General features: G+C 71.9%; 24 protein-coding genes and 1 pseudogene. 11 read left to right on the top strand and 14 right to left on the bottom strand.

The window, feature by feature from the left end; all coding sequences use genetic code 11:
- Positions 1–141: 141 nt before the first annotated feature.
- From ABIC61_RS02770 to ABIC61_RS02735, 8 genes are all read right to left on the bottom strand, one after another.
- Positions 142–1,143 (bottom strand): glycine betaine ABC transporter substrate-binding protein, encoded by a 1,002-nt coding sequence (locus ABIC61_RS02770; RefSeq protein ID WP_144753646.1) that lies wholly within the window; start codon positions 1,141–1,143, stop codon positions 142–144.
- Positions 1,140–1,901, bottom strand: a complete 762-nt coding sequence (locus ABIC61_RS02765; protein ID WP_144753649.1) for an ABC transporter permease — start codon at positions 1,899–1,901, stop codon at positions 1,140–1,142. Before ABIC61_RS02765 ends, ABIC61_RS02770 begins: the two co-directional genes overlap by 4 nt.
- Positions 1,898–3,175 (bottom strand): ABC transporter ATP-binding protein, encoded by a 1,278-nt coding sequence (locus ABIC61_RS02760; RefSeq protein ID WP_144753652.1) that lies wholly within the window; start codon positions 3,173–3,175, stop codon positions 1,898–1,900. Before ABIC61_RS02760 ends, ABIC61_RS02765 begins: the two co-directional genes overlap by 4 nt.
- On the bottom strand, positions 3,162–3,809 hold the full coding sequence (locus tag ABIC61_RS02755) for an ABC transporter permease (RefSeq protein ID WP_097181359.1): 648 nt from the start codon (positions 3,807–3,809) through the stop codon (positions 3,162–3,164). Before ABIC61_RS02755 ends, ABIC61_RS02760 begins: the two co-directional genes overlap by 14 nt.
- A 127-nt stretch (positions 3,810–3,936) precedes the next feature.
- A complete protein-coding gene (locus ABIC61_RS02750; protein WP_354028736.1) occupies positions 3,937–4,629 on the bottom strand; it encodes a DinB family protein in 693 nt (230 codons plus the stop codon).
- A complete protein-coding gene (locus tag ABIC61_RS02745) occupies positions 4,626–5,237 on the bottom strand; it encodes a DUF6197 family protein (RefSeq protein ID WP_144753658.1) in 612 nt (203 codons plus the stop codon). The genes ABIC61_RS02750 and ABIC61_RS02745 overlap by 4 nt, the downstream gene beginning before the upstream one ends.
- A gap of 60 nt (positions 5,238–5,297) precedes the next feature.
- On the bottom strand, positions 5,298–6,176 hold the full coding sequence (locus ABIC61_RS02740; protein WP_354028735.1) for an aminoglycoside phosphotransferase family protein: 879 nt from the start codon (positions 6,174–6,176) through the stop codon (positions 5,298–5,300).
- 156 nt (positions 6,177–6,332) lie between these two features.
- Positions 6,333–6,995 (bottom strand): ScbR family autoregulator-binding transcription factor, encoded by a 663-nt coding sequence (locus ABIC61_RS02735; protein ID WP_354028734.1) that lies wholly within the window; start codon positions 6,993–6,995, stop codon positions 6,333–6,335.
- A 78-nt stretch (positions 6,996–7,073) separates the two neighbouring features.
- Between ABIC61_RS02735 and ABIC61_RS02730 the strand changes: the two genes are divergently transcribed.
- Entirely contained in the window at positions 7,074–7,499 is a 426-nt protein-coding gene (locus tag ABIC61_RS02730) for a hypothetical protein (protein WP_079237497.1), read from the top strand.
- Between the two features lie 3 nt (positions 7,500–7,502).
- On the opposite strand, the gene ABIC61_RS02725 is transcribed toward ABIC61_RS02730, so the two are convergent.
- Together ABIC61_RS02725 and ABIC61_RS02720 are read right to left on the bottom strand one after the other, a co-directional pair.
- Complete coding sequence (locus ABIC61_RS02725) at positions 7,503–8,633, bottom strand: PP2C family protein-serine/threonine phosphatase (protein ID WP_354028733.1); 1,131 nt, start codon at positions 8,631–8,633, stop codon at positions 7,503–7,505.
- Positions 8,630–9,406 carry a ThuA domain-containing protein gene (locus tag ABIC61_RS02720; RefSeq protein WP_260852640.1) on the bottom strand — a complete coding sequence of 259 codons (777 nt, stop codon included), beginning with the start codon at positions 9,404–9,406 and terminating at the stop codon, positions 8,630–8,632. Before ABIC61_RS02720 ends, ABIC61_RS02725 begins: the two co-directional genes overlap by 4 nt.
- An 89-nt stretch (positions 9,407–9,495) precedes the next feature.
- Between ABIC61_RS02720 and ABIC61_RS02715 the strand changes: the two genes are divergently transcribed.
- A complete protein-coding gene (locus ABIC61_RS02715) occupies positions 9,496–9,942 on the top strand; it encodes a DUF3817 domain-containing protein (protein ID WP_354028732.1) in 447 nt (148 codons plus the stop codon).
- Positions 9,943–10,077: 135 nt separating this feature from the next.
- On the opposite strand, the gene ABIC61_RS02710 is transcribed toward ABIC61_RS02715, so the two are convergent.
- Entirely contained in the window at positions 10,078–12,288 is a 2,211-nt protein-coding gene (locus tag ABIC61_RS02710; RefSeq protein WP_354028731.1) for an NADP-dependent isocitrate dehydrogenase, read from the bottom strand.
- A gap of 191 nt (positions 12,289–12,479) precedes the next feature.
- Between ABIC61_RS02710 and ABIC61_RS02705 the strand changes: the two genes are divergently transcribed.
- Positions 12,480–12,845 (top strand): hypothetical protein, encoded by a 366-nt coding sequence (locus tag ABIC61_RS02705; protein ID WP_354028730.1) that lies wholly within the window; start codon positions 12,480–12,482, stop codon positions 12,843–12,845.
- A 27-nt stretch (positions 12,846–12,872) separates the two neighbouring features.
- Positions 12,873–14,564 (top strand): cation:proton antiporter, encoded by a 1,692-nt coding sequence (locus ABIC61_RS02700; protein WP_354028729.1) that lies wholly within the window; start codon positions 12,873–12,875, stop codon positions 14,562–14,564.
- A gap of 18 nt (positions 14,565–14,582) precedes the next feature.
- Here the strand turns inward: ABIC61_RS02700 and ABIC61_RS02695 are convergent, their stop codons facing one another.
- Positions 14,583–15,077, bottom strand: coding sequence for a hypothetical protein (locus ABIC61_RS02695; protein WP_144753677.1), 495 nt, complete (start codon positions 15,075–15,077; stop codon positions 14,583–14,585).
- Positions 15,078–15,239: 162 nt separating this feature from the next.
- Here ABIC61_RS02695 and ABIC61_RS02690 point away from each other — a divergent pair, with 162 nt between their 5' ends.
- From ABIC61_RS02690 to ABIC61_RS02680, 3 genes are all read left to right on the top strand, one after another.
- Entirely contained in the window at positions 15,240–16,208 is a 969-nt protein-coding gene (locus ABIC61_RS02690; protein ID WP_354028728.1) for a M23 family metallopeptidase, read from the top strand.
- Positions 16,209–16,291: 83 nt separating this feature from the next.
- Entirely contained in the window at positions 16,292–17,551 is a 1,260-nt protein-coding gene (locus tag ABIC61_RS02685; protein ID WP_354028727.1) for a hemolysin family protein, read from the top strand.
- Between the two features lie 236 nt (positions 17,552–17,787).
- Positions 17,788–18,693 carry a helix-turn-helix transcriptional regulator gene (locus tag ABIC61_RS02680; RefSeq protein ID WP_354028726.1) on the top strand — a complete coding sequence of 302 codons (906 nt, stop codon included), beginning with the start codon at positions 17,788–17,790 and terminating at the stop codon, positions 18,691–18,693.
- A 25-nt stretch (positions 18,694–18,718) separates the two neighbouring features.
- On the opposite strand, the gene ABIC61_RS02675 is transcribed toward ABIC61_RS02680, so the two are convergent.
- A complete protein-coding gene (locus tag ABIC61_RS02675; RefSeq protein WP_354028725.1) occupies positions 18,719–18,970 on the bottom strand; it encodes a hypothetical protein in 252 nt (83 codons plus the stop codon).
- 38 nt (positions 18,971–19,008) lie between these two features.
- On the opposite strand from ABIC61_RS02675, the gene ABIC61_RS02670 reads away from it, so the two are divergent.
- From ABIC61_RS02670 to uraH, 4 genes and pseudogenes are all read left to right on the top strand, one after another.
- Positions 19,009–19,821 (top strand): class I SAM-dependent methyltransferase, encoded by an 813-nt coding sequence (locus ABIC61_RS02670; protein WP_354028724.1) that lies wholly within the window; start codon positions 19,009–19,011, stop codon positions 19,819–19,821.
- Between the two features lie 180 nt (positions 19,822–20,001).
- On the top strand, positions 20,002–20,484 hold the full coding sequence (locus ABIC61_RS02665; protein ID WP_354028723.1) for an FBP domain-containing protein: 483 nt from the start codon (positions 20,002–20,004) through the stop codon (positions 20,482–20,484).
- Between the two features lie 153 nt (positions 20,485–20,637).
- Positions 20,638–21,096: pseudogene (uraD, locus tag ABIC61_RS02660) on the top strand (2-oxo-4-hydroxy-4-carboxy-5-ureidoimidazoline decarboxylase); the annotation flags it as partial.
- The gene (gene uraH / locus ABIC61_RS02655; RefSeq protein ID WP_354028843.1) at positions 21,097–21,435 is read left to right on the top strand and encodes a hydroxyisourate hydrolase; all 339 of its coding nucleotides are present in this window, start codon (positions 21,097–21,099) and stop codon (positions 21,433–21,435) included.
- Positions 21,436–21,645: 210 nt separating this feature from the next.
- Here the strand turns inward: uraH and ABIC61_RS02650 are convergent, their stop codons facing one another.
- Positions 21,646–23,037, bottom strand: coding sequence for a nucleobase:cation symporter-2 family protein (locus tag ABIC61_RS02650; protein WP_354028722.1), 1,392 nt, complete (start codon positions 23,035–23,037; stop codon positions 21,646–21,648).
- Positions 23,038–23,294: the final 257 nt, after the last annotated feature.

The following is a 23,294-nucleotide window of genomic DNA, read 5'->3' as shown; positions in this document are numbered from 1 at the left end:
GGGGGGGGGGGGGGGGGGGGTGGGGGGCCCCCCCCCCCGGGGGGGGGCCCCCCCCGCCCCCCCCCCCCCCCCGGGGCGGGGGGGGGGGGGCCCCCGGCCCCCCCCCGCCTCCAGTCCGTCGTGTCCCCACGTCGAGAGCCGTCACGGCTTCGTGATGAAACCCTCCTTGACCATCCAGTCGAAGGCGACGTCGGCCGGTTCCCGGCCCTCGACGTCCACCTGCCGGTTCAGCTCCTGCAGGACGGAGTCCGTGAGCTTCGGCGAGATCTGGTCGTAGACGCCCTCGAGCTGCGGGTACTCCTTCAGCGTCGCCGTGTCGAGCACCGGGGCGACGTTGTACGCGGGGAAGAAGCCCTTGTCGTCCTCGAGCACGGTGAGTCCGAGCGACTTGATGCGGCCGTCGGTGGTGAAGACCTCGCCGAAGTTGCACTTGCCGCGATCGGTCGCGGTGTACACGGTGCCGGTGTCGAGGATGCTGACGTTGCTCGTCGGGATGCCGTTGTCGCCGGAGCCACCGAGCTCCAGGCCGTACTTCTTGAGCATCGGCTTGAACCCGTCGGCACGGGAGTTGAACTCCGACTCGACGCAGAAGGTCCGCTGGTCGACGGGGAGCTTCGTGATGTCGGAGAGGGTCTTGATGTTCCCGAGCTCCGACACGGCCTCGTCGCGGACGGCGAAGGCGTAGGTGTTGTTCATCGGCGCGGGCTGCAGCCAGGTGAGCCCGTTGCCGGCGTCCTCCTTCTTGACCGCCTCCCACTGCTCGGTCTTGTCCGGGATCCCCTCGGCGTGACCCATGAAGGTCAGCCAGGCCGTGCCCGTGTACTCGTACGTGAAGTCCGCACCGTGCGAGGTCATGAGCTCGCGGACGGCGACGCTGCCCGGCACGTTCGTCTCGTCGGTCACGTCGAACCCGGCGGCCTTCGCGGCGAGGACGGCGATCTTGCCGAGCACGAGCTGCTCGGTGAAGTTCTTCGACGTGACCGTGATGTGCGCGCCGTCGGGCAGGTCGTCGATGCGCTTGATCGATCCGGGGTCCGCCGCGGGGACGAACGAGGTCGCGGGCTGCAGGCCGCAGCCGGCCAGGACGAGGGCGGTGGCGCCGGCCACCACGACGGCGGCCGTCCGGCGGAGTCGGCGGTTCATCGGAGTCCCTTCGGTCGTGCGACGGTCTCGACCACGCGGCCGAGCCAGTCGATGGACAGGGCGAGGAGCGCCACGAGCAGCGCCCCGGAGACGAGGACCTTCGGCAGGAACAGGTTCACGCCCGTCGTGATGAGCAGCCCGAGGCCACCGGCGCCGACGAAGGTCGCCAGGCTTGCCGTGCCGACGAGCAGCACGAGGGCGGTGCGGATGCCGGAGAGCATCACGGGGACGGCCAGCGGCAGCTCGACCTTCATCAGGACGCTGAACGCGCTCATGCCCATGCCCCGACCGGCCTCGACCAGCCGGGAGTCGACGCTCTGGATGCCGATCATGGTGTTCCGGAGCACCGGCAGGATGGCGTAGAGCACGAGGGCGACGACCGCCGACCACGAGTTCAGGCCGAGCCACGCCGCGAGCAGCACGATGAGGCCGACCGCCGGAGCCGCCTGCCCGAAGTTCGCGACGGCGAGGACGTACACGCTCGCCCGGCGGAGCGGACCGCGGGTGAGCAGGACGCCGAGCGGGATGCCGATGACGAGCACCAGGACGGTCGATTCGAGCGTCAGCACGAGGTGCTGCCCGGTCAGCGCGAGGATGTCGGCCGGGTTGAGGGTGGTCCGCTCGGTCGGGGTCAGGTCCGCGGTGGCGAGCCAGACCGCGAACGCGGCGAGGACCACGAGGATCGCGATCGGCTGGACCAGCAGCCCCTTCCAGCCGGTCCTGGCACCGGTGGCCGGTCCGGCGGCGACCGCGCTCACAGGTCCTCCCCGCTGGAGGCGATGGTCGGGCCGGACGGCATCGTCTCGATCGGGTTGGTGTTCGTCCCGACCGGCGTGTACGCCTGGTCCTCCGCGGCCGCAGCACGCGAGCGGGTGATGGCCTCCATCACGGTCTCGACGGTGATGACGCCGCGGAACGCCTCGCCACGTCCGGTGACGAGCGCGGCGCCGGCGCTGGACACGAGCATGGTGTCGAGTGCGTCGTTCAGGGTCGCCGCCTCGCCCACGACGGGCAGCTCGGGCTCGATGCCCTCCGGGATGCGGTCGAGGCGCTCGATCTGGCGCCGGGTCGGCCACCCGATCGGACGCTGGCGACGATCGACGACGACCGCGTGCTGGTGGCCGCCGGCCTCGTTCATGCGCTGGAGCACGGCCTTGGCGTCTTCGCCGGGGGAGCAGGTCACCGCGGGGGCGAGTTCGACGTCGCGCACCCGGTTCAGCGTGAGCTGCTTCAGTCCGGCGCCGGACCCGATGAAGTTCTCCACGAACTCGTTGGCCGGCTCGGCGAGGATCCGTTCCGGGGTGTCGTACTGCACGATGTGCGCACCCTCGGTGAAGATGACGATCCAGTCGCCGAGCTTCACGGCCTCGTCGAAGTCGTGGCTGACGATGACGATCGTCTTGTGCAACTCCTCCTGGATGCGGAGGAGCTCGTCCTGCAGGCGCTGCCGGGTGATCGGGTCGACGGCACCGAACGGTTCGTCCATGAGCAGGACGGGCGGGTCCGCGGCGAGCGCCCGGGCGACGCCGACGCGCTGCTGCTGGCCGCCGGAGAGCTCCCGGGGGAAGCGGTCGCGGTAGGTGTCGGGGTCGAGCGAGACGAGGTCGAGCAGCTCGTCGACGCGCGCCGCGATCTTCTCCTTCGACCAGCCGAGCATCTTCGGGACGATCGCGATGTTCGCGGCGACGGTCATGTGCGGGAAGAGCCCGCCGGCCTGGATGACGTAGCCCATGCGGCGACGGAGCTCGTCGGCGTCGATGCCGGTGACGTCGTCGTCGCCGACCACGATGCGGCCCTCGGTCGGTTCGATGAGGCGGTTGATCATCTTCAGCGTGGTCGTCTTGCCGCAGCCGGACGGGCCGACGAGCATGACGATCTTGCCGGCCGGGATCTCGAGCGTGATGCCGTCGACGGCGGGCTTCGTCTGCCCGGGGTACCGCTTGGTGACCTCGTCGAGCAGGATGCTGCGGCCGGTGACGTCCCCGGCAGGAGCAGCGGGAGCGGTGGTGGTGGCGGAGTCAGTGCTGGACACGGATACCTCTCGAGATGGTCAGGCGGCCGAGGCCGAGGAGGAGCAGGTCGAGGACGAGGGCGAGCAGGACGACCCCCACCACCCCGACCGTCACGGAGAACAGGGCGTTGGCGCCGCCGAGGCGGGACAGCCCGGAGAAGATGAAGCCGCCGAGACCGGGGCCGAGCGCGTACGCGGCGATCGCGGCGATGCCCATCACCATCTGCGCCGACACCCGCACGCCGCTGAGGATGATCGGCCACGCCATCGGGAGCTCGACCTGGACGAGGGTCCGGAAGCGGCTCATGCCGATGCCCCGGGCCGACTCGACGACCGTCGGGGGGATCTCGGCGAGGCCGACGACGGCGTTGCGGAGGATCGGCAGGGTGGCGAAGAACACCACGGTCACGACCGACGGCACGACGCCGAACCCGAGCGGGACGATGAGCAGGCCGATCACGGCGAAGGACGGCAGCGTCAGGCCGATGGCCGACACCCCGTTCGCGACGGACGTGAGCCGTGGGCTGCGGTAGACGAGTGTGGCGAGCACCACGGCGATGAGGGTCGCGAGCACCGTGCACTGGACCACCAGTGAGAAGTGCTGCCACGACGCGAACCAGATCTGGTCCCACCGCTCCCCGATGTACTGGAACACGCGGAAGCGCTCCTCTCCGGTCGGCCGAAGTGCCCACGGGCCGGGGCACAAGTGGCTTCGAGGCTACTCAGGGAGGGAGCAGGGCATCACTGGGAGAACGGTAACGATGACGAGCAACGGTCGGGTATCACGCGAGGTCGCGGAGGCCCGATCGCTCGGCGATGTCGACGAGCTGCCCACGCCACTCGACCCACTCGTCCGGGGTCTTCTCGGCGAGGTTGCCGTCCCCGTCGCCCGCGAGCCCGTCGAGCATCTCGCGCACGATGTCGGCGTGCCCCGCGTGCCGGGCGGTCTCGTAGGACATGTGCACGAGGATCCGGTGCAGCGTCACCTGTCGGCGGTCCTCCGGCCACCACGGGACGACCCCGAGGGCGTCGAGGTCGAGCGCCTCGATGGTGGCGTCGGCGTGCGCGGCGCTGCGGTGGTGGAACGCGACGATGTCGTCCAGGGTCTCGTCGAGCGTCGCGTACATGTCGTCGCCGTCCTCGGACTCGAGCCAGGCGGGCGGGTCGGGCAGCGGGCGGCCGAAGACCTCGCCGAAGTACCCGGCCTGCACGCCGGCGACGTGCTTCACCAGCCCGAGCACGTTCGTCCCGGTCGGGGTCACCGGCCACCGGGCCTGCCGTTCGGCCAGGCCGTCGAGCTTCGCGAGGAGCGCGTCCCGGTGCTTCTGCAGGTACCGGTGGAGGGTCCGCTTGTACGCGGCTGCATCGAGGACCGGCGCCGACCCCTCGTCCGACAACAGCGAGCCGCCGCTGGACGCCAGCGACGGACCCGCCGCTGCGGGGTGGACCTCGGGGACGGCGTCGGCGCTGCTCATGCCCTCGATCGTGCCACCGCACGCTGTCGGACGCGCTCCGACTCCTGCACGGCGACGCGCTCGGCGGTGAGCAGGAGGCCGGCGACCTCACCCGAGTTCCGGGACGGCGCGTCGTTCCAGCTCGTCAGGTCGCGCACCCGGCCCATCCGGACGTCCGGGGCCGGGCACCAGAGGACCGGCTGACCCTCCTCGACGGCGAGGGCGTGCCAGACGAGGTCGAGCGCCCGCTGGACCTGCTGCGAGTGCACGGCGTGCGGACCGCCGGCGGCCGAGACGACCGAGCCGACGAGGCACGCGGCGACGAGCGGGCGACCCTGCACGTCCATGGCCGCGGCACTCGACGCCTTGCGCATGCGCCCGTGTTCGTCGAGGTACGCGAACCACGCGTGCTGGATCCACCCCCGCTCGATGACGCCGCGCGCGACGGACAGCAGCCGTTCGAGGTCGCCGAGCTCCTGCAACCGGGCTTCGGCGCGACGCACACGGGATGCGGCCCGGCGCGCGGCGTACCGGTCGAGGAGCCCGCGGAGACCGGTGCGGGTGGGGGCGGACGGGACGGGAGAGGCGTCGGTGGCGACGTCGTGCTGGACGCGGAACTCGAGGGTCATGACGGCCCCTCCGATCTTCACGTGCACGGATTGGTGCGGTCACGATAGCCCCGGGCGGAGTCAGCCGTCCAGCACTGCGTCGATCGTCCGGCGTGCGACGGCACGGAACGTGCGGTCGTCGGACAGGTGCAGTGCCGAGGCGATGGACACGGCCCAGCCACGCGCCCGTTCCCAGGTGTCGTCGTCGGCGGTGACGTGCGCGCGGAAGGTGCGCCGCGCCTCCCGGTCGAGCACCAGCCAGGCGGTGGCGAGGTCGACCGCCGGATCGCCCGCCGTGACGTCGCCGAAGTCGACGATCGCCGCCAGGCGGCGGTCGCCGTCCGGCGACTCCTCGAGGAGCACGTTGAACGGGTGCAGGTCGCCGTGCACCCAGACGGGAGGCCCGGCGTACGCGGGCAGCGCCGCCGCGGCCCGCCAGACTGCCGCGAGTTCTCCGGCCCGGGGCACGTCCGCGGTCGCGAGTCGCGTCAGCACGCTGTCGCTGCGCGTCGCGAGCGGCACGGCGCGGACCGGGTTGACGGGTGCGTCGGGCGGTGCGGGGACGTGCAGGAGCTCGACGAACGCGGCGAGCGCCTCGCCCACGCGCACGCCGCCGGGACGGGCACCGGCGGGCGTCCCGGGCAGCCAGCGGACGACGCTCCACGACCACGGGTACCCGAGCGCGGGGCGTCCGGTGCGGACCGGATCGGGGACGGGCACGACGGCCGCGACCCGGTGGGCGATCTCCGGCAACCACCGCTGCTCGTGCTCGATCAGCTCCGCGGCCGCTGCGCGGCGGGGGAGCCGGACGGCGAGCAGGTCACCGAGCCGGAGGACGACGTTGTCCCAGCCGTTCGCGACGATCTCGAGCGGGAGGTCCGCGAGGTCGGGGTGCTGGTCGCGGAGCAGTGCCCGGACGAGCGTGACGTCGACGTCGACCTCGGCAGCGGGGGTGGCCATCGGGTCAGGCTAGCCCGACCGCGCCCGGGCCCGCGGGCACAGCCGTGTGGGTACAGCCCCGTGAACGGGGGCGAGAGCGGAAACCGACCGCTGGGTATCCTCAGGGGGAGTGGTGACGTGGGTGTCCCTGGGGGGACCCGCGTCGCTCGGACGGGCTCAGTCCCCGGGGGTGATCGGGGCGATCAGCCCGACGAGCCGCGGGATCTCCGGGCGCACCCGTTCGGTGACGATCGCGGCGAGCAGGACCGTCCAGAGTTCGCGGAGCCGCTCGTACAGGTCGGCACGGTCGGCGAGCACGTCGGACACCGTCTGCACGCCCGTGTAGGCGGGGATCACCACGCGGCCGACGAGCTCCGGTTCCCACGCGGGGTCGACCTCGCCGGCATCGACGCCCTGGCGCACGAGGTCGGTGACCACCGCGATCCAGTCGGTGTAGGGGTCCTGCCGGGCCACGTCCGCCGTCGCCGCCTCGGTGGAGAGTCGGATGCCGGCGCTCACGACGACCTCGTGGACCATCTGCGAGGCGAGGCCCTGCGACATCCACATCAGGACCTCGAGCGGGGTGTCGCCTCGGGCGAACGCGGCCTCGCCGTACGCGCGGGAGACCTCGTGCTGCCGGGCGATCACCGCACCCGCGAGGTCGGCCTTCGACGTGAAGTGGAAGTAGAGCGCGCCCTTCGTCAGGCCCGCGCGCTCGGCGACGGCGTCCATCGAGGCGCCCACGTACCCCCGCTCGTCGAACTCACCCGCTGCCGCGTCGATGATCGCGGCTCGCGTGGCGACTGCCCGCTGCTGCCGCGTGCGACCGTCCTGCGCCATGATCCTGCAATCGTACCGAGGGGGACTCCCGGCTGATCACCGGGGTTCTCCCACGCGGCCTGTCGTACGGTTCCCGGCATGGACGGATGGCGGAGCCCGGCACGGTGGGCACGGACCGGACGGTGGCTGCTGCTGCCGATCGCCGTGCTCGACTGGGTCGCGCTGGCGCCGCAGACGATCGTCGTGCTGGCGTTCCTGATCGCCGTCGTCGGGTTGGCGGGCATCGCGGCGGCACTCGTCGTCCACATGCTCGGGCGCTCCCGCGGGGCGATGGCGGCGCTCGGCGTCGTGCTGCTGATCGGCGGCCTCGTGGTGTTCGGTCTCGACCCGTTCCCCGGCTCGTTCCCGCTCATCGACCCCTGGTGGCCGGAGTCGATCACGCAGCCGCAGGTCGTGGGCAGCGCCTACTGGCAGCTCGCCGGCCTCGGCATCGAGCTCGCCGGGTTCGGGATGCTCGCCACCCTGCTCGTCGTGTCGCTCACCGCGAAGCCCGCGCGGCGTTGAGCCTCAGTTCCGGGTGAGGACGATGAGCGTCCCGCCCGTCGCGACCGCACGGACGCGGTCGACCAGGTCGGTGCCGTCGCCCACGGCCCCGGCCAGCTCGACCAGGGACTCGAGGTCGCCCACCTCCGCCAGGACCCCGTCGGTGCACAGCACGATCCGGTCGCCGCTCGCGAGCTCCAGGGAACCCGGGGTCCGCGGGATCGTGTCCGGCTGCAGGCCGATCGGGAGGTCGTGCGACCGCAGCGCCTCGGCCGTGCCGTCGGCGCGGAGGAGCACCGCGAGGCCGTGCCCGGCGTCCCCGTGGTCGACGTGACCCGACGTCGGGTCGAGCCGCAGGTGGAAGAGCGATCCCACGGTGTCCGCAGCCGACAGGTCGGCGGCGACCTGCGCCTCCAAGCCGACGATCGCCTCACCCATCGCGACGTCCGTGCGGGCGATGACCGCGGCACGGACCGCTGCGGCGAGGAGCGCGGACGCGCGTCCCGCCGCCGGGACCGAACCGACGGTGAGGTGCAACCGGCCGTCGGCCGCGAGTCGCCAGTCGGCGACGTCACCGGAGTCCTCCCGAGGGACGGACAGAGTGTCGAGCGCGTACCCGGGCACCGTGATGGGCTCCGGGACGAGACCGTCGATCACCCGCCGCACGCGGTCGCGTTCGATCGAGTGCCCGAGCTCGCGCTCTGCCCACCGCGCGAGGTCCCGGAGCAGGTCGAGGTCCTCCGCCGTCAGGTCGCGGGGCTTCGCGTCCATGATGCAGAGCGTGCCGACCCGGGTCCCGTCGAGCATCGACAGGGGCGCGCCCGCGTAGAACCGGATGCCCTGCTCGGTCACCGCCGCGAGGTGCGCGAACCGCGGGTCGAGCGTGGCGTCCGGCACCACCATCGGCTCGTCGGTCAGGACCGTCGTCGAGCAGAAGACCTGCTCGGCCGGAGCGCTCCCGCCCTGCCGCCAGCCCTGCGTGGACTGCGCCGTGACGAGATCGTCGTGCACGAGGTTGAGGAAGGTCAGCGGGACGCCGAAGGCCTCCTGCGTCATGCGGGTGATGCGGTCGAAGCGTTCCTCGGGGCCGCTGCCGAGGACGCCGAGCGCCTCGACCACTGCCGTTCGGTGCGCTGCGGCGTCGAGGTGGGTCACCCGTCCTGTCTACCCGCACCCTCGCCCAGGAACCAGTCCCGCGGGTGGGGGTCGGCGGTGAGCTCGCGTCGCTCGGACACCGGCGCCGCCCAGGCGGCCGCGTTCGACAGCACGCGCTGGATGTCCGGGTGGTGGTACACGGGGTACTCCTGGTCGCCGGGGGAGAAGTAGAAGACCTTCCCGAGGCCGCGCCGGTACGCGACGCCCGAACGGAAGACCTCGCCGCCGGCGAAGGTCGACAGGAAGACCTCCTCGTCGGGGCGCGGGATGTCGAAGTACTCGCCGTACATCTCCTGGCGCTCGATGACGATCGGGTGCGGGACACCGGTGGCGATCGGGTGCTCGGGAGCGACGGTCCAGACGAGTTCGCGTTCGCCGTCGTTGCGCCACTTCAGGGAGCAGGTCGTGCCCATCAGGCGCTTGAACGGCTTGGAGTAGTGCCCGGAGTGCAGGACGACGAGGCCCATCCCGGCGTGCACGGCGTCGACCACCAGATCGACGACGGCGTCGCTCACCTCGTCGTGCGCGGCGTGTCCCCACCAGAACAGGACGTCGGTGGTGGCGAGGCGCTCGGCGGTGATGCCGTGGTCCGGCTCCTGCAGCGTGGCGGTGCTCACGGTCGCCTCGGGGTGGTGCTCGCGGAGTGCGGCGGCGATCACGGTGTGCATGCCGTCGGGGTAGTGCCCGATGACCGTCGCGTCGCCGCGGGTCTCGTGCACGTTCTCGTTCCAGACGACGATGTTCAGGGGACGGGATTCGGTCGGCGTCGACATGGCTCCCACGCTAGCCGCCCGGGGCGTCGAATCGATACGACCGCCGGAGTGTCGGGGGTTCTCCAGGCCGGTTCGGTCACGATGTCGGCATGACTCCCCGATCCCTGTTCCGCGCCGCCGCGGTGGCCGAACTCGTGACCTGGACGCTCCTCATCGCCGGGATGGTGGTGAAGTACGGACTCGACGCCGGCGACTGGGGCGTGCGGATCGGCGGCGGGGTGCACGGGTTCGTCTTCCTGGCCTACCTCGTCGTCACGACCGTCGTCGCGGTGAACCAGCGGTGGTCGTTCGGGGCGCTCGTGCTCGGGTGGGCGAGTGCCGTCGTGCCGTACGCGACGGTGCCGTTCGAGGTCGCGGTGGCCCGGCGCGGGATGCTCGAGGGTCCGTGGCGCCGCGGTGCCGAGGGCCACGCGGGCTTCTGGGACCGCCTGCTGTTCTTCGTGGTGCGCCGCCCCGCCGTGTCGATCGGCATCGGCGTCGTGGCGGTCGCCCTGGTGTTCGTGGCGCTGCTGGCGGTCGGCCCGCCCGGACGATGACGATCGAGTGAGCAGGAATCGTCGGGTGCGCGGCCCGGACCCGACGATCTCCGCTCACTCGATGCGGTGGTCGCCACCGACGGACGGGAGGCACGGTGCCAGCTGGCACCGTGCCTCCCGTCCGCTTTCGCGCGGCTACAGGGCCGCGAGGACCTGGTTCAACGTGGCGGACGGGCGCATCACGGCGCTCGTCTTCGCGTCGTCGGGGCGGTAGTACCCGCCGATGTCCGCCGGGTGCCCCTGGACGCCGTTCAGCTCGCCGACGATCGTGTCCTCCTGCTCGCCCAGCGTCGACGCGATCTGCGCGAACGCCGCTGCGAGCTCGGTGTCAGCGGTCTGCGCCGCCAGTTCTTCTGCCCAGTACTTCGCCAGGTAGAAGTGGCTGCCGCGGTTGTCGATCGAGCCGAGCTTGCGACCGGGGGACTTGTCCTGCTCGAGGAACGTCCCGGTGGCACGGTCGAGGGTCTCGCCGAGGATCTTCGCCCGCTCGTTGCCCGTCACCCCGGCGAGGTGCTCGAGGCTGACCGCCAGCGCCAGGAACTCGCCGAGGCTGTCCCAGCGCAGGTAGTTCTGCTGCACGAGCTGCTGCACGTGCTTCGGCGCCGAACCACCGGCACCGGTCTCGAACAGGCCACCACCGCCGAGCAGCGGGACGACGGAGAGCATCTTCGCCGAGGTGCCGAGCTCCATGATCGGGAACAGGTCGGTGAGGTAGTCGCGGAGGACGTTGCCCGTGACCGAGATGGTGTCCTCGCCGCGACGGATGCGGTCGAGCGAGAAGCGCATGGCGTCCTCGGGGGAGAGGATCTCGATCTGCAGCCCGTCGGTGTCCTGCTCGCCGAGGTAGGTGCGGACGAGCCCGATGAGGTTCGCGTCGTGCGCACGCGTCTCGTCGAGCCAGAACACGGCGGGGGTCTCGGAGGCACGCGCACGGGTGACCGCGAGCTTCACCCAGTCACGGATCGCGACGTCCTTGGTCTGGCAGGCACGCCAGATGTCGCCCGCCTCGACGTCGTGCTCGATGACCGTCTCGCCGCCGCTCGTGACGACGCGCACGCGACCCGCTGCCGGGACCTCGAACGTCTTGTCGTGCGAGCCGTACTCCTCGGCCTTCTGCGCCATCAGGCCGACGTTCGGCACCGAGCCCATGGTGGCCGGGTCGAACGCGCCGTTCGCGCGGCAGTCCTCGATGACGACCTGGTAGATGCCGGCGTAGCTCGAGTCGGGGATGACGGCGAGGGTGTCGTGCTCGTCGCCGTCCGGACCCCACATGTGACCGGAGGTGCGGATCATCGCCGGCATGGAGGCGTCGACGATGACGTCACTCGGGACGTGCAGGTTCGTGATGCCCTTGTCGGAGTCGACCATCGCGAGCTCGGGGCCGGCGTCGATGCCGTCCGCGAACGCCTGCTTGATCTCGGCACCGTTCGGCACGGCGTCGAGGCCGGCGAGGATCGAGCCGAGGCCGTCGTTGGGGTTCAGCCCGGCGGCGACGAGGTCGGCACCGAAGCGCTCGAAGACGCTCGGGAAGAACGCGCGGATGACGTGCCCGAAGATGATCGGGTCGGAGACCTTCATCATCGTGGCCTTGAGGTGGACCGAGAACAGGACACCCTGCTCCTGCGCCGCGGCGATCTGGTCCTTCAGGAACGCCTCGAGCGCGCGGACGTGCAGCACGGTGCCGTCGACGACCTCGCCCGCGAGGACGGGGATCGACTGCTTGAGGACAGTGGTCTCGCCGTCCGTGCCGACGAACTCGATCGTCAGGACGTCGTCCGCCGGGGCGATCCAGGACTGCTCGTTCGAGCGGAAGTCGTCGACGCCCATGGTCACGACGTTCGTCTTCGAGTCGGACGACCACGCACCCATCCGGTGCGGGTGCTTGCGCGCGTAGTTCTTCACCGAGAGCGGCGCACGACGGTCGGAGTTGCCCTCGCGCAGCACCGGGTTCACGGCGCTGCCCTTGGTGCGGTCGTAGCGGGCACGGGCGTCGCGCTCGTCGTCGGTCTTCGGCTCGTCGGGGTAGTCCGGCAGGTCGTAGCCCTGCGCCTGGAGCTCCTTGATCGCGGCCTTGAGCTGCGGGATGGACGCCGAGATGTTCGGCAGCTTGATGATGTTCGCCTCGGGCGTCTTCGCCAGGTCGCCGAGCTCGGCGAGGGCGTCGTCCAGGCGCTGCTCAGCGGTGAGCCGCTCCGGGAACTGGGCGATGATCCGGCCGGAGAGCGAGATGTCGCGGGTCTCGACCTCGACACCTGCGGTGCCGGCGAAGGCCTGGATGACCGGGAGGAAGGAGTGGGTGGCGAGGAACGGTGCCTCGTCCGTGAGGGTGTAGATGATCTTGGCCATGCTGGCGGGTACTCCCTTGTTCGACCGTCGGTACGTCCACGGTACTCGTGGCGCAGGATGTCTCGACATCAAGATACATGGTGCGGCCTGCGCCGAGCAGGTACTCGGCGTTCTTCCTGGAGGCGCACTGTCGACACATAGGAACGTCGCCTGCAATGGTCTTCCGCACCACACGACCGCAGGAGGCGCGCATGTCCACGACACGGCAGACACCGTCGGACTTCGGGTGGACCGCCGAGGACCTGCGCTCGGCGTACGCCGTCGACGGCAGCGGACCGTACCGGTACGCGCCCGACGGCTCCGGTCCGTTCTCGTACGACGAGGACGGCTCGGGACCTTGGCTGGTCGGACCGGAGCCGCGACGTGGTGTCGCCCGGTTCGCGCCACGGGACCGCGGGTCGGGCTCGCGGCTGCGGCGGATCGGGACCGCCGTGACCGCGGGCACGCTCACCCTCGTCCTCGCCGTCGGGAGCGTGGCCGTCGTCGCGCACATCGCTCCTCCACAGCACGCGGTGAACGCCTCGGCCGTCCACAGCGCGGAGCCCGACCGGGACTGACCGCCCGAACGGTGTCAGTCTGGGTGCGTGACCGAATTCCTCGTCATCGGCGTCATCGCCCTCATCGCCATCGCGGGCGCCGCCGTGCTGGGTCCGCGCATCGGTGTCGCCGCACCGCTCGTGCTCGTCGCCGTCGGGATCGTCGCGAGCCTCGTGCCGTGGATCCCGAACGCCGAGATCGACCCGGAGTGGATCCTCGCCGGGGTCCTGCCGCCGCTGCTCTACTCGTCGGCGGTGTCGATGCCGTCGATGAACTTCCGGCGCGAGTTCGGCGCCATCAGCGGGCTGTCGGTCCTGCTCGTCATCGCGTCGAGCCTCGTCCTCGGGCTGTTCTTCGCCTGGGTGATCCCGGGGCTCGGGTTCTGGTGGGGCATCGCACTGGGGGCGATCGTGAGCCCGACCGACGCCGTGGCCACCTCGATCGTCAAGCAGACCTCGATCTCCCGCCGGGCGATCTCGATCCTCGACGGCGAATCGCTCCTCAACGACGCGACCGCGCTCGTGCTCCTGCGGACCGCCATCGTCGCCGCGGCCGCGTCGTTCTCGTTCTGGGGCGCGCTCGGGGACTTCGCGAAGGCCGTGGCCATCGCCGTGGTGATCGGCTGGTTCGTCGGCTGGGCGAACGTGTACGTCCGCGCCCGGGTCCCGAACGCGGCGGTCAACACGGCGCTCTCGTTCGCGGTCCCGTTCGTCGCCGCCGTGCCGACCGAGCTCCTGCACGGGTCCGGGCTCGTCGCCGCGGTCGTCGCCGGGCTGTTCACCGGGATCGTGGGCCCACGGAAGCTCCCGCCCGGGCACCGTCTGTCGGACGCACAGAACTGGCAGACGATCGAACTCATGCTCGAGGGCGCAGTGTTCCTCACGATGGGACTCGAACTCGCGTCGATCCTCGGGGACGTCCAGGACGACCACCGCGGCATCGGGCCGGCGCTCCTCATCGCCGTCGGCGCGCTCGTGCTCACCGTGGCCGTCCGGGCCGCGTACGTGGTGCCACTGCTGTTCGCGCTGTCGTCGAGCGCCAAGCGCGGGGAGCGCATGCAGGAGCGCTTCGCCGAGATGCACGCCGGTGACCGCGACGCCATGAGCGAGGTCATCCGGGAGCACCGTCCCGGCAACCGCGCCCCGTCGGAGCGGGAGCTCGACCGGTTCTCCACACGGGTCCGCCGAACCCTGGCGGACATCGCGTACTACACGAAGGCACCGCTCGGCTGGCGTGAGGGCACGGCCGTCGTCTGGGCGGGCATGCGCGGTGCGGTGACGGTCGCCGCGGCGCAGACGCTGCCCGACGGCACGCCGGAGAAGTCACTGCTCGTGTTCATCGCCTTCGCGGTCGCGCTGCTGTCGCTGGTGATCCAGGGCGGCACGATCGGACCGCTCCTCCGACGGATCGCCGCTCCGGCGCCGGACACCGCCGCGAAGGACACCGAGGAGCGCAGGCGCCTCCTCGACCTCATGCGGACGGCGGCGGAGCAGGTGCCGGGAACGAGCGAGGCCGGACCCCGTGCGCGCGAGGAGCTCGAAGCAGCCGACCCCGCCCAGCTCCGGGCGTGGATGGGTCGCGAGAAGGCCCGACGACTCGCGGTGCTCGAGGCCCAGCGAGCCGCCATCCTCGACGCCCGCGACGACGGGAGCTTCGACGCCGAGGTGCTCGAGTCCCTGCTGCAGAACCTCGACGCCGAACAGATCGCGCTCGAGCTCAGGGGCGCGCCTGCCCGCTGAGGGTCAGGCGGCTCGCGATCACTCGCCGATGCGGACGCGGAAGACCCGGACCCCGGCGGTCTTCAGCGCTGCGAGCCCGAGCCGCATCCGGAAGTTCCGGAACGGCCGCTCGAAGCCGGACGGCGCCGACGCCGCGCCGATCTGGTGCAGCACCTCGGACGTCAGCGTCCGTTCGAGCTTGGGCGCGAGCCGGGTCAGGCCGGACACGGTGACGACGATCCGGACCGCGTGCGGGGCGAGCAGCGAATCGATCATCTCCGCTGCCTCCTGTGCGCGGTGGAACGCGGGGTCGCTGCCCGGTCGACGGATGGCGATGACGGCGAGTTCCGCGTCCCAGGTCTCGCCGGGATCCGGCAGGTCGTCGACACCGACCACGCGCATCCGGGCTGCGTCGACCCCGGCGCGCACGGCCGCCGTCCGGAGCACCGGCAGGAGTTCCTGCGTCCCTGCGAGCACGACGTGCGCCGACGCCAGGTCGACGGGTTCGTGCCGCTCTCGCGGCGTTCGGGCCATGTGGAGGGTCCTTTCCGCTCGCTCACTGCGGACACTACCGATCCCCGAGGGTCCGCGGCCGGGGCAGGCGGACGCATCAGGACCCTCCCAGGCCCTCGGTAACGAAGAGATCACGAAAGGACCTGTACAAAGCGACAGAGTCGTGCAGAATGGTGGGCGGCCATGACGACTGCACGCGAACTCGACCAGCACCCGGACACCCCGGTGGTGCACCTGTCCCGTCGCGCCGCCCTCGAGGCCGAGCGCGCAGCCGCCCGCAAGCCCGCCCGCCGCGACCGCCCCACGAAGGCGGAGCGCACGGCGGCGGAGCGACCCGCGAAGCCCGAGCGCCCCGGCCGTCGCGCCGCCGCCGCCCGCGCCACCACCGAGCACGTCGACGCACGCATCCAGCACGTCGTCCGCCGCCCCGCACCCAGCGTGACCCGAGCGCCCAGCGCTCCCCGCGCCTCCCGGTCGTACCGCGCCAGCCGGATCACCCTCACGAGCGCCCTCGCGGCCCTGGCGATGTTCGCCGCGTCGGCGATGCCGGCGCACGCCAGCGCCGGGACCTCGATGGCGACCGCGACCCTCGCCCCGTCCGTCCGCACGCAGGACTACGCCGTGACGAAGGCGATCTCGGCGAGCGCCCTCGATCGTGACGAGTTCACCGTCGGCGGCGGCTCCGCCGGAGCACCGGGCACGTCGGTGTCCTACGGCGGCGAGATCCGGTCGCCGTTCCCCGGACCGGTCCGGATGAGCTCGGGCTTCGGGTACCGCTCGGCACCGTGCGGCGCGTGCTCGTCGCTGCACCAAGGCCTCGACTTCAACCCCGGCATGGGTGCACCGATCGGCGCCGTCGCCGCGGGCACCGTCCGGGTCTCGGGCACCTACTTCTCGTACGGGACCGCGGTGATCATCGACCACGTGGTCGACGGCCGCGAGGTCTCCACGCTCTACGGCCACATGATCCCGGGGTCCTCCCCGCTCAAGGTCGGCGACACCGTCGAGGCGGGCGAGTTCATCGGCAAGGTCGGGTCCTCCGGCGTCTCGACCGGGGCGCACCTGCACCTCGAGGTCTGGATGGACGGCATCACGCCGATCGACCCCGAGGCCTGGCTCGAAGCGCGCATCGGGCGTTCCCTCACCGCTTGATCAGCTTTCCTGTGCAGAGTCACAGGCATGGACGACTGTCACAGACCGCCCGCCCGTCGCCGATCTGACCCGGCAGCCCGCTGATGGGCGTCGACACCTGGATCGCCTTCGGGCTCGTGGTCCTCTTCGTGCTCGTCGGCGGTGTCTTCGCCGCCGCCGAGATCGCCCTCGTCTCGCTCCGTGAGTCGCAGCTGCAGCAGCTCGAGCGTCGTGGCTCCCGGGGCATGCGCGTCGCCGAGCTCGGACGGGACCCGAACCGCTTCCTGTCCGCCGTGCAGATCGGCGTGACGGTCGCGGGCTTCTTCTCCGCCGCGTACGGGGCGTCGTCGATCGCCCCCGACGTGGCCCCGCTGTTCACCGGGCTCGGACTCGAGCAGGGTGTGGCCGAGACGGTGGCGCTCGTGCTGATGACCCTCGTCATCGCCTACCTGTCGCTCGTGTTCGGCGAGCTGGTGCCGAAGCGGCTCGCCCTGCAGCGCGCCGAGGGCTTCTCGATGGCCGTCGCACCGACGCTCGAACGGTTCGCCACGCTCATGCGCCCGGTCATCTGGCTCCTCTCGAAGTCGACCGACACCGTCGTGCGACTGCTCGGCGGTGACCCGAACGCCCGGAGCGAGTCGATGAGCACCGAGGAACTCCGCGGGCTCGTCGAGGACCACGACGCCATCGACGCGCAGGGACGCCGGATCGCCCGGAGCGCGCTCGACGCCGGGGACCGCATCCTCCGCGAGTCGATGCGGCCCTGGTACGACGTGTCGACGATCGACGCCGGCACCTCGATCGCCGCGGCCACCGACCACGCCATCGACCTCGGACACACCCGGTACCTCGTCACCGACGGCACACGGGACCACGTCGACGGCTTCGTGCACCTGCGCGACCTCCTGCGGCCGGCCGACCCGACGGCCCCGGTGTCGACGCTCGTCCGACCGGTGCTCGCGCTGCCGGAGACGAAGTCGCTGTCGAGTGCGATCGCGGACATGCGCACCGAGGGACACCAGATCGCCCTGGTCGTCGACGAGTACGGCGGCAGCGCGGGCATGGTGACGCTCGAGGCGCTGCTCGAGGACCTCGTCGGACGCATCCGCGATGAGTACGACGAGCCGACGGCAGAGCTCGACGGCGTCGACGGGGCGACCGTGCTCGAGGACCTCGTCGCCGACGGCGGCCCGGCCCTGCCCGACGGCGACTACGAGACCGTCGGTGGCCTGGTGCAGGTCGCCCTCGACCGGGTGCCCGAGGTGGGGGACGTCGTCGAGGTGGACGGCCACCGTCTCGAGGTGACCGCCATGGACGGTCACCGCGTGGCGCGCGTGCGCATCACGGCCAGCGCAACCGCGTAGCGGACGGGAGGCGCGTGGCGGCCCCGCCCCGCGCCTCCAGTCCGCCCGTCCGTGCCATCCCGCGAAAGCGACAGATCGCCGCGAACCGTTCGCGGTGATCTGTCGCTTCGGCGCACACGCTCGTTGTCCCGAGCGCGATGTGTCGCTTTCGCGCACCGGGCCGCGCCTCCGGTCCACCCGTGGCGGGTACGGGCAGGGCCTGCCTCGGTACCAGCCTCGGGACGTACGCTCGTCGCATGGGTATCGACGTGCGCAACGAGATCCGCGACTTCCTGTCCTCGAGGCGGGCACGACTCACCCCCGAGCAGGTCGGCATGCCCTCGTTCGGCGGTGGGGTCCGGCGGGTGCCGGGGCTGCGTCGCCACGAGGTCGCGATGCTCGCCGGCGTCAGCGTCGACTACTACACGCGGCTCGAACGGGGCTCGCTCAAGGGCGTCTCCGACAGCGTGCTCGAGGGGCTCGCCGGAGCCCTGCAGCTCGACGAGGACGAGCGCGTCCACCTGTGGGACCTCGCGCGTCTGGCGAACGCCGGCGTGAAGGTCATGCACCGCAACGTGCCGACCCGGGTGCGCCCGGGCGTGCAGCGGCTGCTCGACTCGATCACCGGAGCGCCGGCGTGGGTGCGGAACGAGCGCGGTGACGTCGTCGCGACGAACGAGCTCGGCCGTGCCCTGTACGCGCCGATGTTCGCTGGCCCCGGACGCCCGGTGAACACCGCGCGCTTCACGTTCCTCGACCCGGCGGCGAAGGAGTTCTTCCCGGACTGGGCGCAGACCGCTCGGGACGCGGTGGCGATCCTCCGTGCGGCCGCGGTGTCGAACCCGTGCGAGCCCGGCCTGGTGACGCTGGTCGGTGAGCTGTCGACGCGGAGCGAGGAGTTCCGCACCTGGTGGGCTGCGCACGACGTCCGGACCCACCGCACCGGCAAGAAGCGGATCCTGCACCCGATCGTCGGCGAACTGCGGCTCGACTACGAGGCACTCGAGCTCGTCGCCGATCCCGGTCTCGTGATGTTCTCGTACTCGGCGGAACCGGGCAGCGAGTCGGAGCGGTCCCTGGCCCTCCTCGGGTCGTGGGCGGCGACCGAGCGCGCCGAGCAGTACGCGGCGCTCCGCGAGTCGGAGAGCGAACCGGTCGACTGACCGGTCGTCGCCGTGGCCGCCGTCGTCAGGCGGTGGGCGCCGCCGGACCGCTCGCGTCCGGGCCGCTCGTGTCCGGGCTGGCACCGCCGTCGTCGATGCCGTCGACGACCGCCTGGTACCGCAGCCGCTCGATGCGCAGCTGTCGCTCCGTCGCGGACAACCGCAGCACGCGGATCGCGGCGAACACGAGCACGATGAGCGCGACCGTCAGCACGGCCAGCGCCACGAAGAACGCGATGTACAGGACACTGACGACGGCGAATCCCCCGGAGACCATGCCCCGACCGTAACAGCCACGGTCCGTAGGCTGGGGTCGTGACGAGGACGACGGACGGTTCAGCGGGGGATGCCGACTACGCCCGGATCGGGCAGGACTACCGGAAGTACCGCCGACCGGAGCCGTCCTTCGCCCGGGCCATCGCAGCGGCGCTCGGCGACGCGCGGACCGTCCTCAACGTCGGTGCCGGTGCGGGTTCCTACGAGCCGACCGACCGCGAGGTGACCGCGGTCGAGCCGTCGGAGTCGATGCGCGCTCAGCGGCCGGAGTCCCTCGCGACGGCGATCGACGCCACAGCCGAGGACCTGCCGTTCGCCGACGACACGTTCGACGCCGCGATGACGACGTTCTCCGTGCACCAGTGGGGCGACCTCGAGCGCGGGCTGGCCGAGCTGCGTCGGGTGACCCGGGGTCCGATCGTCATCCTGACCTGCGACCCCGACCGGGTCGAGGACTACTGGCTCGCCGAGTACGCGCCCGAGGTCATGGCCACCGAGGCACGGCGCTACCCCTCGCGCACCCGCATCGCCGACGCGCTCGGCCAGGACACCGTGACGAGCACCCCGCTGCCGATCCCCTTCACCTGCGTCGACGGGTTCTCGGAGGCGTACTACGCCCGGCCCGAGCGGCTCCTCGACCCGGGCGCCCGGCAGGCCAACTCGGCGTGGAGCTTCGTCGACGAGATGACCGCACGACGATCCGTCGCCGCACTCCGGACCGCGCTGGAGTCCGGTGACTGGGACCGTGCCCACGGTTCGCTCCGCGTGCAGCCGACGTACGAGGGCGCACTGGTGCTGGTCACCGCGGTGCCGGAGACCCCGTCCGCGACTGCCGCGACACGCCCGGCTTGACACGTCGTCGTAGGCTGGTCGGGTGAGCTTCCAGGAGGTGGTCGGCGCCCGTAACGCCGGCATCAGGGCGTGATGCCCCCGGTCGCACCGTTCGGTGTGGCCGCCGTCATCGAACCCTGAACCCTCCGCCCGGTGCGGCATGCGTCCGCGTGCCCCGGGCCCTCCCGAAAGCGAACGACCATGCTGCCCATCAGCGAGAAGACCCTGCGTACCTCCTTCGTGAACGCCTCCCGCAAGGAGACCTCCGACCTCACCCTGCCCGCCGACTTCGAGACGATCGACTGGGACGCGCTCGACTACCTCGGCTGGCGCGACCCGAAGATCGGTCGGCGCGCGTACGCCGTCGTGCCCACGCTCGAGGGCGACCTCGTCGGGATCCTCTTCCGGCAGGCCGAGGCCTCGTCGCGGTCCCGTGCACAGTGCTCGTGGTGCCAGGACGTGAAGCTCCCGAACGACGTCGTGTTCTACAGCGCCAAGCGGTCCGGCAAGGCCGGTCGGAACGGCAACACGGTCGGCACGCTCGTCTGCCAGGAGTTCCAGTGCTCCCGGAACGTCCGGAAGCTGCCGCCGCCCGCGTACGAGGGCTACGACGTCGAGGCCGCCCGCCTCCAGCGGATCGAGGACCTGCAGCTCCGCGCCGCGTCCTTCGCCGCCGAGGTGTAGTCCCAGCGCGACCGGATGACGGCCTGGAGGCGCGGGGCGGGGCCGACCCGCGCCTCCAGTCCGGCAGACCGGCCCGTTCCAGGGCCGCTGGTCGCGTTCCGGGGGAAACCGCCGCGTAATGCCCGTGAAACGGGCGTTCCGTAGCGTGGGGGGATGGACCTCGGCGATTTCAACGACGCGACCGCCCCCGATGCCGCAGCGACAGCGGCGGGGTGGGCGGACGTGCCCGCGTGGGTCGACACGCTCGTGGCCGCGCGGCCGTTCGGCAGCGTGTCGGCGCTGATCGATCGAGCCACTGCCGCCGCAGGTGCGTGGGGCGCGACGGAGCTCGACGGAGCACTGGCCCAGCACCCGCGGATCGGTGAGCGTGCCGTCGATGCCTCCTCGGCTCGGGAGCAGTCGTCGATGCGGTCCGCCGCCGGTGACGTCGCCGAGGCGATCGCCGCGGGCAACGCCGAGTACGAGCGCCGGTTCGGACGAGTGTTCCTCGTGCGGGCTGCCGGACGGACGCCCGAGGAACTCCTCGCCGAACTCCAACGACGGCTCGGCAACGACGGCGAGACCGAGACGGACGAGGCCGCTGCAGCCCTCGCCGACATCGCCGTGCACCGCATCCGTGCGACGTTCGCCGTCCCGCACCTCACCACGCACGTGCTCGACGCGACGCGGGGTACTCCGGCCGCCGGGATCGACCTCGTGCTGACCACCGTCGACGGTGACGTGATCGCCGCCGGCACGACGGACACCGACGGGCGCGCCGCGCTCGGGCCGGACGTCCTGCCTCGCGGCGACCTGCAGCTCCGCTTCGACACCGGCGCGTACCACCGGGCCGTCGGGGTCCCGGCGTTCCACCCGTTCGTGGTCGTCGCCTTCACCGTCAGCGGCACCGCGCACCTCCACGTGCCGCTGCTGCTCAGCCCGTTCGCCTACAGCACGTACCGAGGGAGCTGACCCGAGCGTCGGCCCCGGCGGAGGTCCGCGCGCTCCACTGCGCTCATGTCACGCGGGGCGTCGTATGCCTGGCGTGGCATGCACGAGCCTCGACGCACGCGAGCGGGCGAAACATGCGCCCAAGCCATGAGATCGGGGGCATGTTCCGCCCACTCGCGTGCCCGGCGGACCAGAACCGCAGGACCGGACGCCCGGCCGTGGCCGAACGGGTCAGACCGGGTCGGACTCGCGGGTGATGGCGATCGGCGCCGTGGAACGCACCCCGTCGTACGAGCCCACCGCCGGGTCCTCGCCGTACCGCTCGGCCACGGAACGCGACCCGAGCAGCAGGTTGAGCAGGATCGCCGCGACCGCCCCGGCCGAGATGCCCGAGTCGAAGATCAAGGTGAACCAGGTCGGGAACCGCCCGTAGATCTCCGGGGCGACGGTCGGCAGCAGCGCGATCCCGAGCGGCAGCGCCACCACGAGCACGTTCCGGTTGTCGAACCGCACCTTCGACAGCGTCCTGATGCCCGAAGCCGCGACCATGCCGAACAGCGCGACGCCGGCACCGCCGAGCACCGCGTGCGGGATCGCCTCGACGACCGCGGCGACCTTCGGCACGAGGCCCAGCACCACGAGGATGCCGCCGGCCGCCGTCGCCACGTACCGGGAACGCACGCCGGTCAGTGCGACGAGCCCGACGTTCTGCGCGAACGCCGTGTACGGGAACGTGTTGAACACCCCGCCGACGACCGTGCCGAGGCCGTCCGCGCGGAGCCCGTCGGCGAGCGTCCGCTTGGAGACCGGCCGCCCGGTGACCTCACCGACGGCGATCATGTCGCCGGTGGTCTCGGTCATGATCACGAGCCCGACGACGAGCATCGACACGATCGAGGCGAGGTCGAACGTCGGCAGCCCGAAGTGGAACGGCGTGACGAAGGCGAACCACGAGGCGCTCCCGATGCCCGATCCGTCGACCATGCCCGGGACGAACAGCGCCACGACGGTGCCGAGCAGCAGCCCGAACAGCACCGAGACGCGAGAGAGCCCCCGCGGCGCGAACCGCTCGACCAGGACGATCGCGAGCAGCACCCCCGCGGCGAACGCGACGTCGAGCGGGTCGGCCGCACCGTCCTTGCCGCCGTCGGTGACCCAGCCAGCGGCGACGCTCATCAGCGACAGCCCGATGATCAGGATGACCGTGCCGGTGACGATCGGCGGGAACAACCGCACGAGCTGCGCGAACCACGGCGCGATCACGACCATGAAGACACCGCACGCGATCGTCGCCCCGTAGACGGCGGTGATGCCGTGCTCGGTGCCGATCGCGATCATCGGGCCGACGGCGGCGAACGTGACGCCCTGCACGAGGGGCAGCCGGACGCCGAAGCGCCAGAAGCCGACGGACTGCACGATCGTGGCCAGTCCGGCGACGAACAGGTCCGCGCTGATGAGGAACGCCAGGTCGGCGCTGTCGAAGCCGAGTGCACCGCCGACGATGAGCGGCACGGCGATCGCCCCCGCGTACATCGCGAGCACGTGCTGCAGGCCGAGCGGCAGGAGTCGTGCGAGCGGCGGGACGGAGTCCACCCCGTCCGCACTGGTCTTCGTGGTCGTCATGGCGTCCCCTCCGGTGGTGGATTTCCCTGTCCTCCGGACGCTATGCAGCCCGTGTTTCCCCGGGATGACGAGCGTGGGTCGCACCCGTCACCGGGCGCGCGCCCGAAACGCACACCGCAACGGCCTGGAGGCGGGGGGGCGGCGGGGGCCCCCCCCCCCCCCCGGGGGGGGGGGCGGGGGGCGGGGGGGGGGGGGGCGGGGGGGCCCCCCCCCCCCCCCCCGGCCCCGCCGGCCAGGCCGGCCAGCGCGCCCCGCCG

It is taken from the genome of Curtobacterium sp. 1544, assembly GCF_040544915.1.
In the GTDB taxonomy this organism is placed as follows: Bacteria; Actinomycetota; Actinomycetes; order Actinomycetales; family Microbacteriaceae; genus Curtobacterium; species Curtobacterium pusillum_C.
This window is presented reverse-complemented; position numbering and strand designations above follow the sequence as displayed.

Excerpts from the sequence above, each read along its gene's own strand:
- ABIC61_RS02770 (WP_144753646.1), bottom strand. The coding sequence starts at position 1,143 with ATGAACCGCCGACTCCGCCGGACGGCCGCCGTCGTGGTGGCCGGCGCC.
- ABIC61_RS02750 (WP_354028736.1), bottom strand. The coding sequence starts at position 4,629 with ATGAGCAGCGCCGACGCCGTCCCCGAGGTCCACCCCGCAGCGGCGGGT.
- ABIC61_RS02745 (WP_144753658.1), bottom strand. The coding sequence starts at position 5,237 with ATGACCCTCGAGTTCCGCGTCCAGCACGACGTCGCCACCGACGCCTCT.
- ABIC61_RS02740 (WP_354028735.1), bottom strand. The coding sequence starts at position 6,176 with ATGGCCACCCCCGCTGCCGAGGTCGACGTCGACGTCACGCTCGTCCGG.
- ABIC61_RS02735 (WP_354028734.1), bottom strand. The coding sequence starts at position 6,995 with ATGGCGCAGGACGGTCGCACGCGGCAGCAGCGGGCAGTCGCCACGCGA.
- ABIC61_RS02730 (WP_079237497.1), top strand. The coding sequence starts at position 7,074 with ATGGACGGATGGCGGAGCCCGGCACGGTGGGCACGGACCGGACGGTGG.
- ABIC61_RS02720 (WP_260852640.1), bottom strand. The coding sequence starts at position 9,406 with ATGTCGACGCCGACCGAATCCCGTCCCCTGAACATCGTCGTCTGGAAC.
- ABIC61_RS02715 (WP_354028732.1), top strand. The coding sequence starts at position 9,496 with ATGACTCCCCGATCCCTGTTCCGCGCCGCCGCGGTGGCCGAACTCGTG.
- ABIC61_RS02710 (WP_354028731.1), bottom strand. The coding sequence starts at position 12,288 with ATGGCCAAGATCATCTACACCCTCACGGACGAGGCACCGTTCCTCGCC.
- ABIC61_RS02705 (WP_354028730.1), top strand. The coding sequence starts at position 12,480 with ATGTCCACGACACGGCAGACACCGTCGGACTTCGGGTGGACCGCCGAG.
- ABIC61_RS02695 (WP_144753677.1), bottom strand. The coding sequence starts at position 15,077 with ATGGCCCGAACGCCGCGAGAGCGGCACGAACCCGTCGACCTGGCGTCG.
- ABIC61_RS02690 (WP_354028728.1), top strand. The coding sequence starts at position 15,240 with ATGACGACTGCACGCGAACTCGACCAGCACCCGGACACCCCGGTGGTG.
- ABIC61_RS02685 (WP_354028727.1), top strand. The coding sequence starts at position 16,292 with ATGGGCGTCGACACCTGGATCGCCTTCGGGCTCGTGGTCCTCTTCGTG.
- ABIC61_RS02680 (WP_354028726.1), top strand. The coding sequence starts at position 17,788 with ATGGGTATCGACGTGCGCAACGAGATCCGCGACTTCCTGTCCTCGAGG.
- ABIC61_RS02675 (WP_354028725.1), bottom strand. The coding sequence starts at position 18,970 with ATGGTCTCCGGGGGATTCGCCGTCGTCAGTGTCCTGTACATCGCGTTC.
- ABIC61_RS02665 (WP_354028723.1), top strand. The coding sequence starts at position 20,002 with ATGCTGCCCATCAGCGAGAAGACCCTGCGTACCTCCTTCGTGAACGCC.
- ABIC61_RS02650 (WP_354028722.1), bottom strand. The coding sequence starts at position 23,037 with ATGACGACCACGAAGACCAGTGCGGACGGGGTGGACTCCGTCCCGCCG.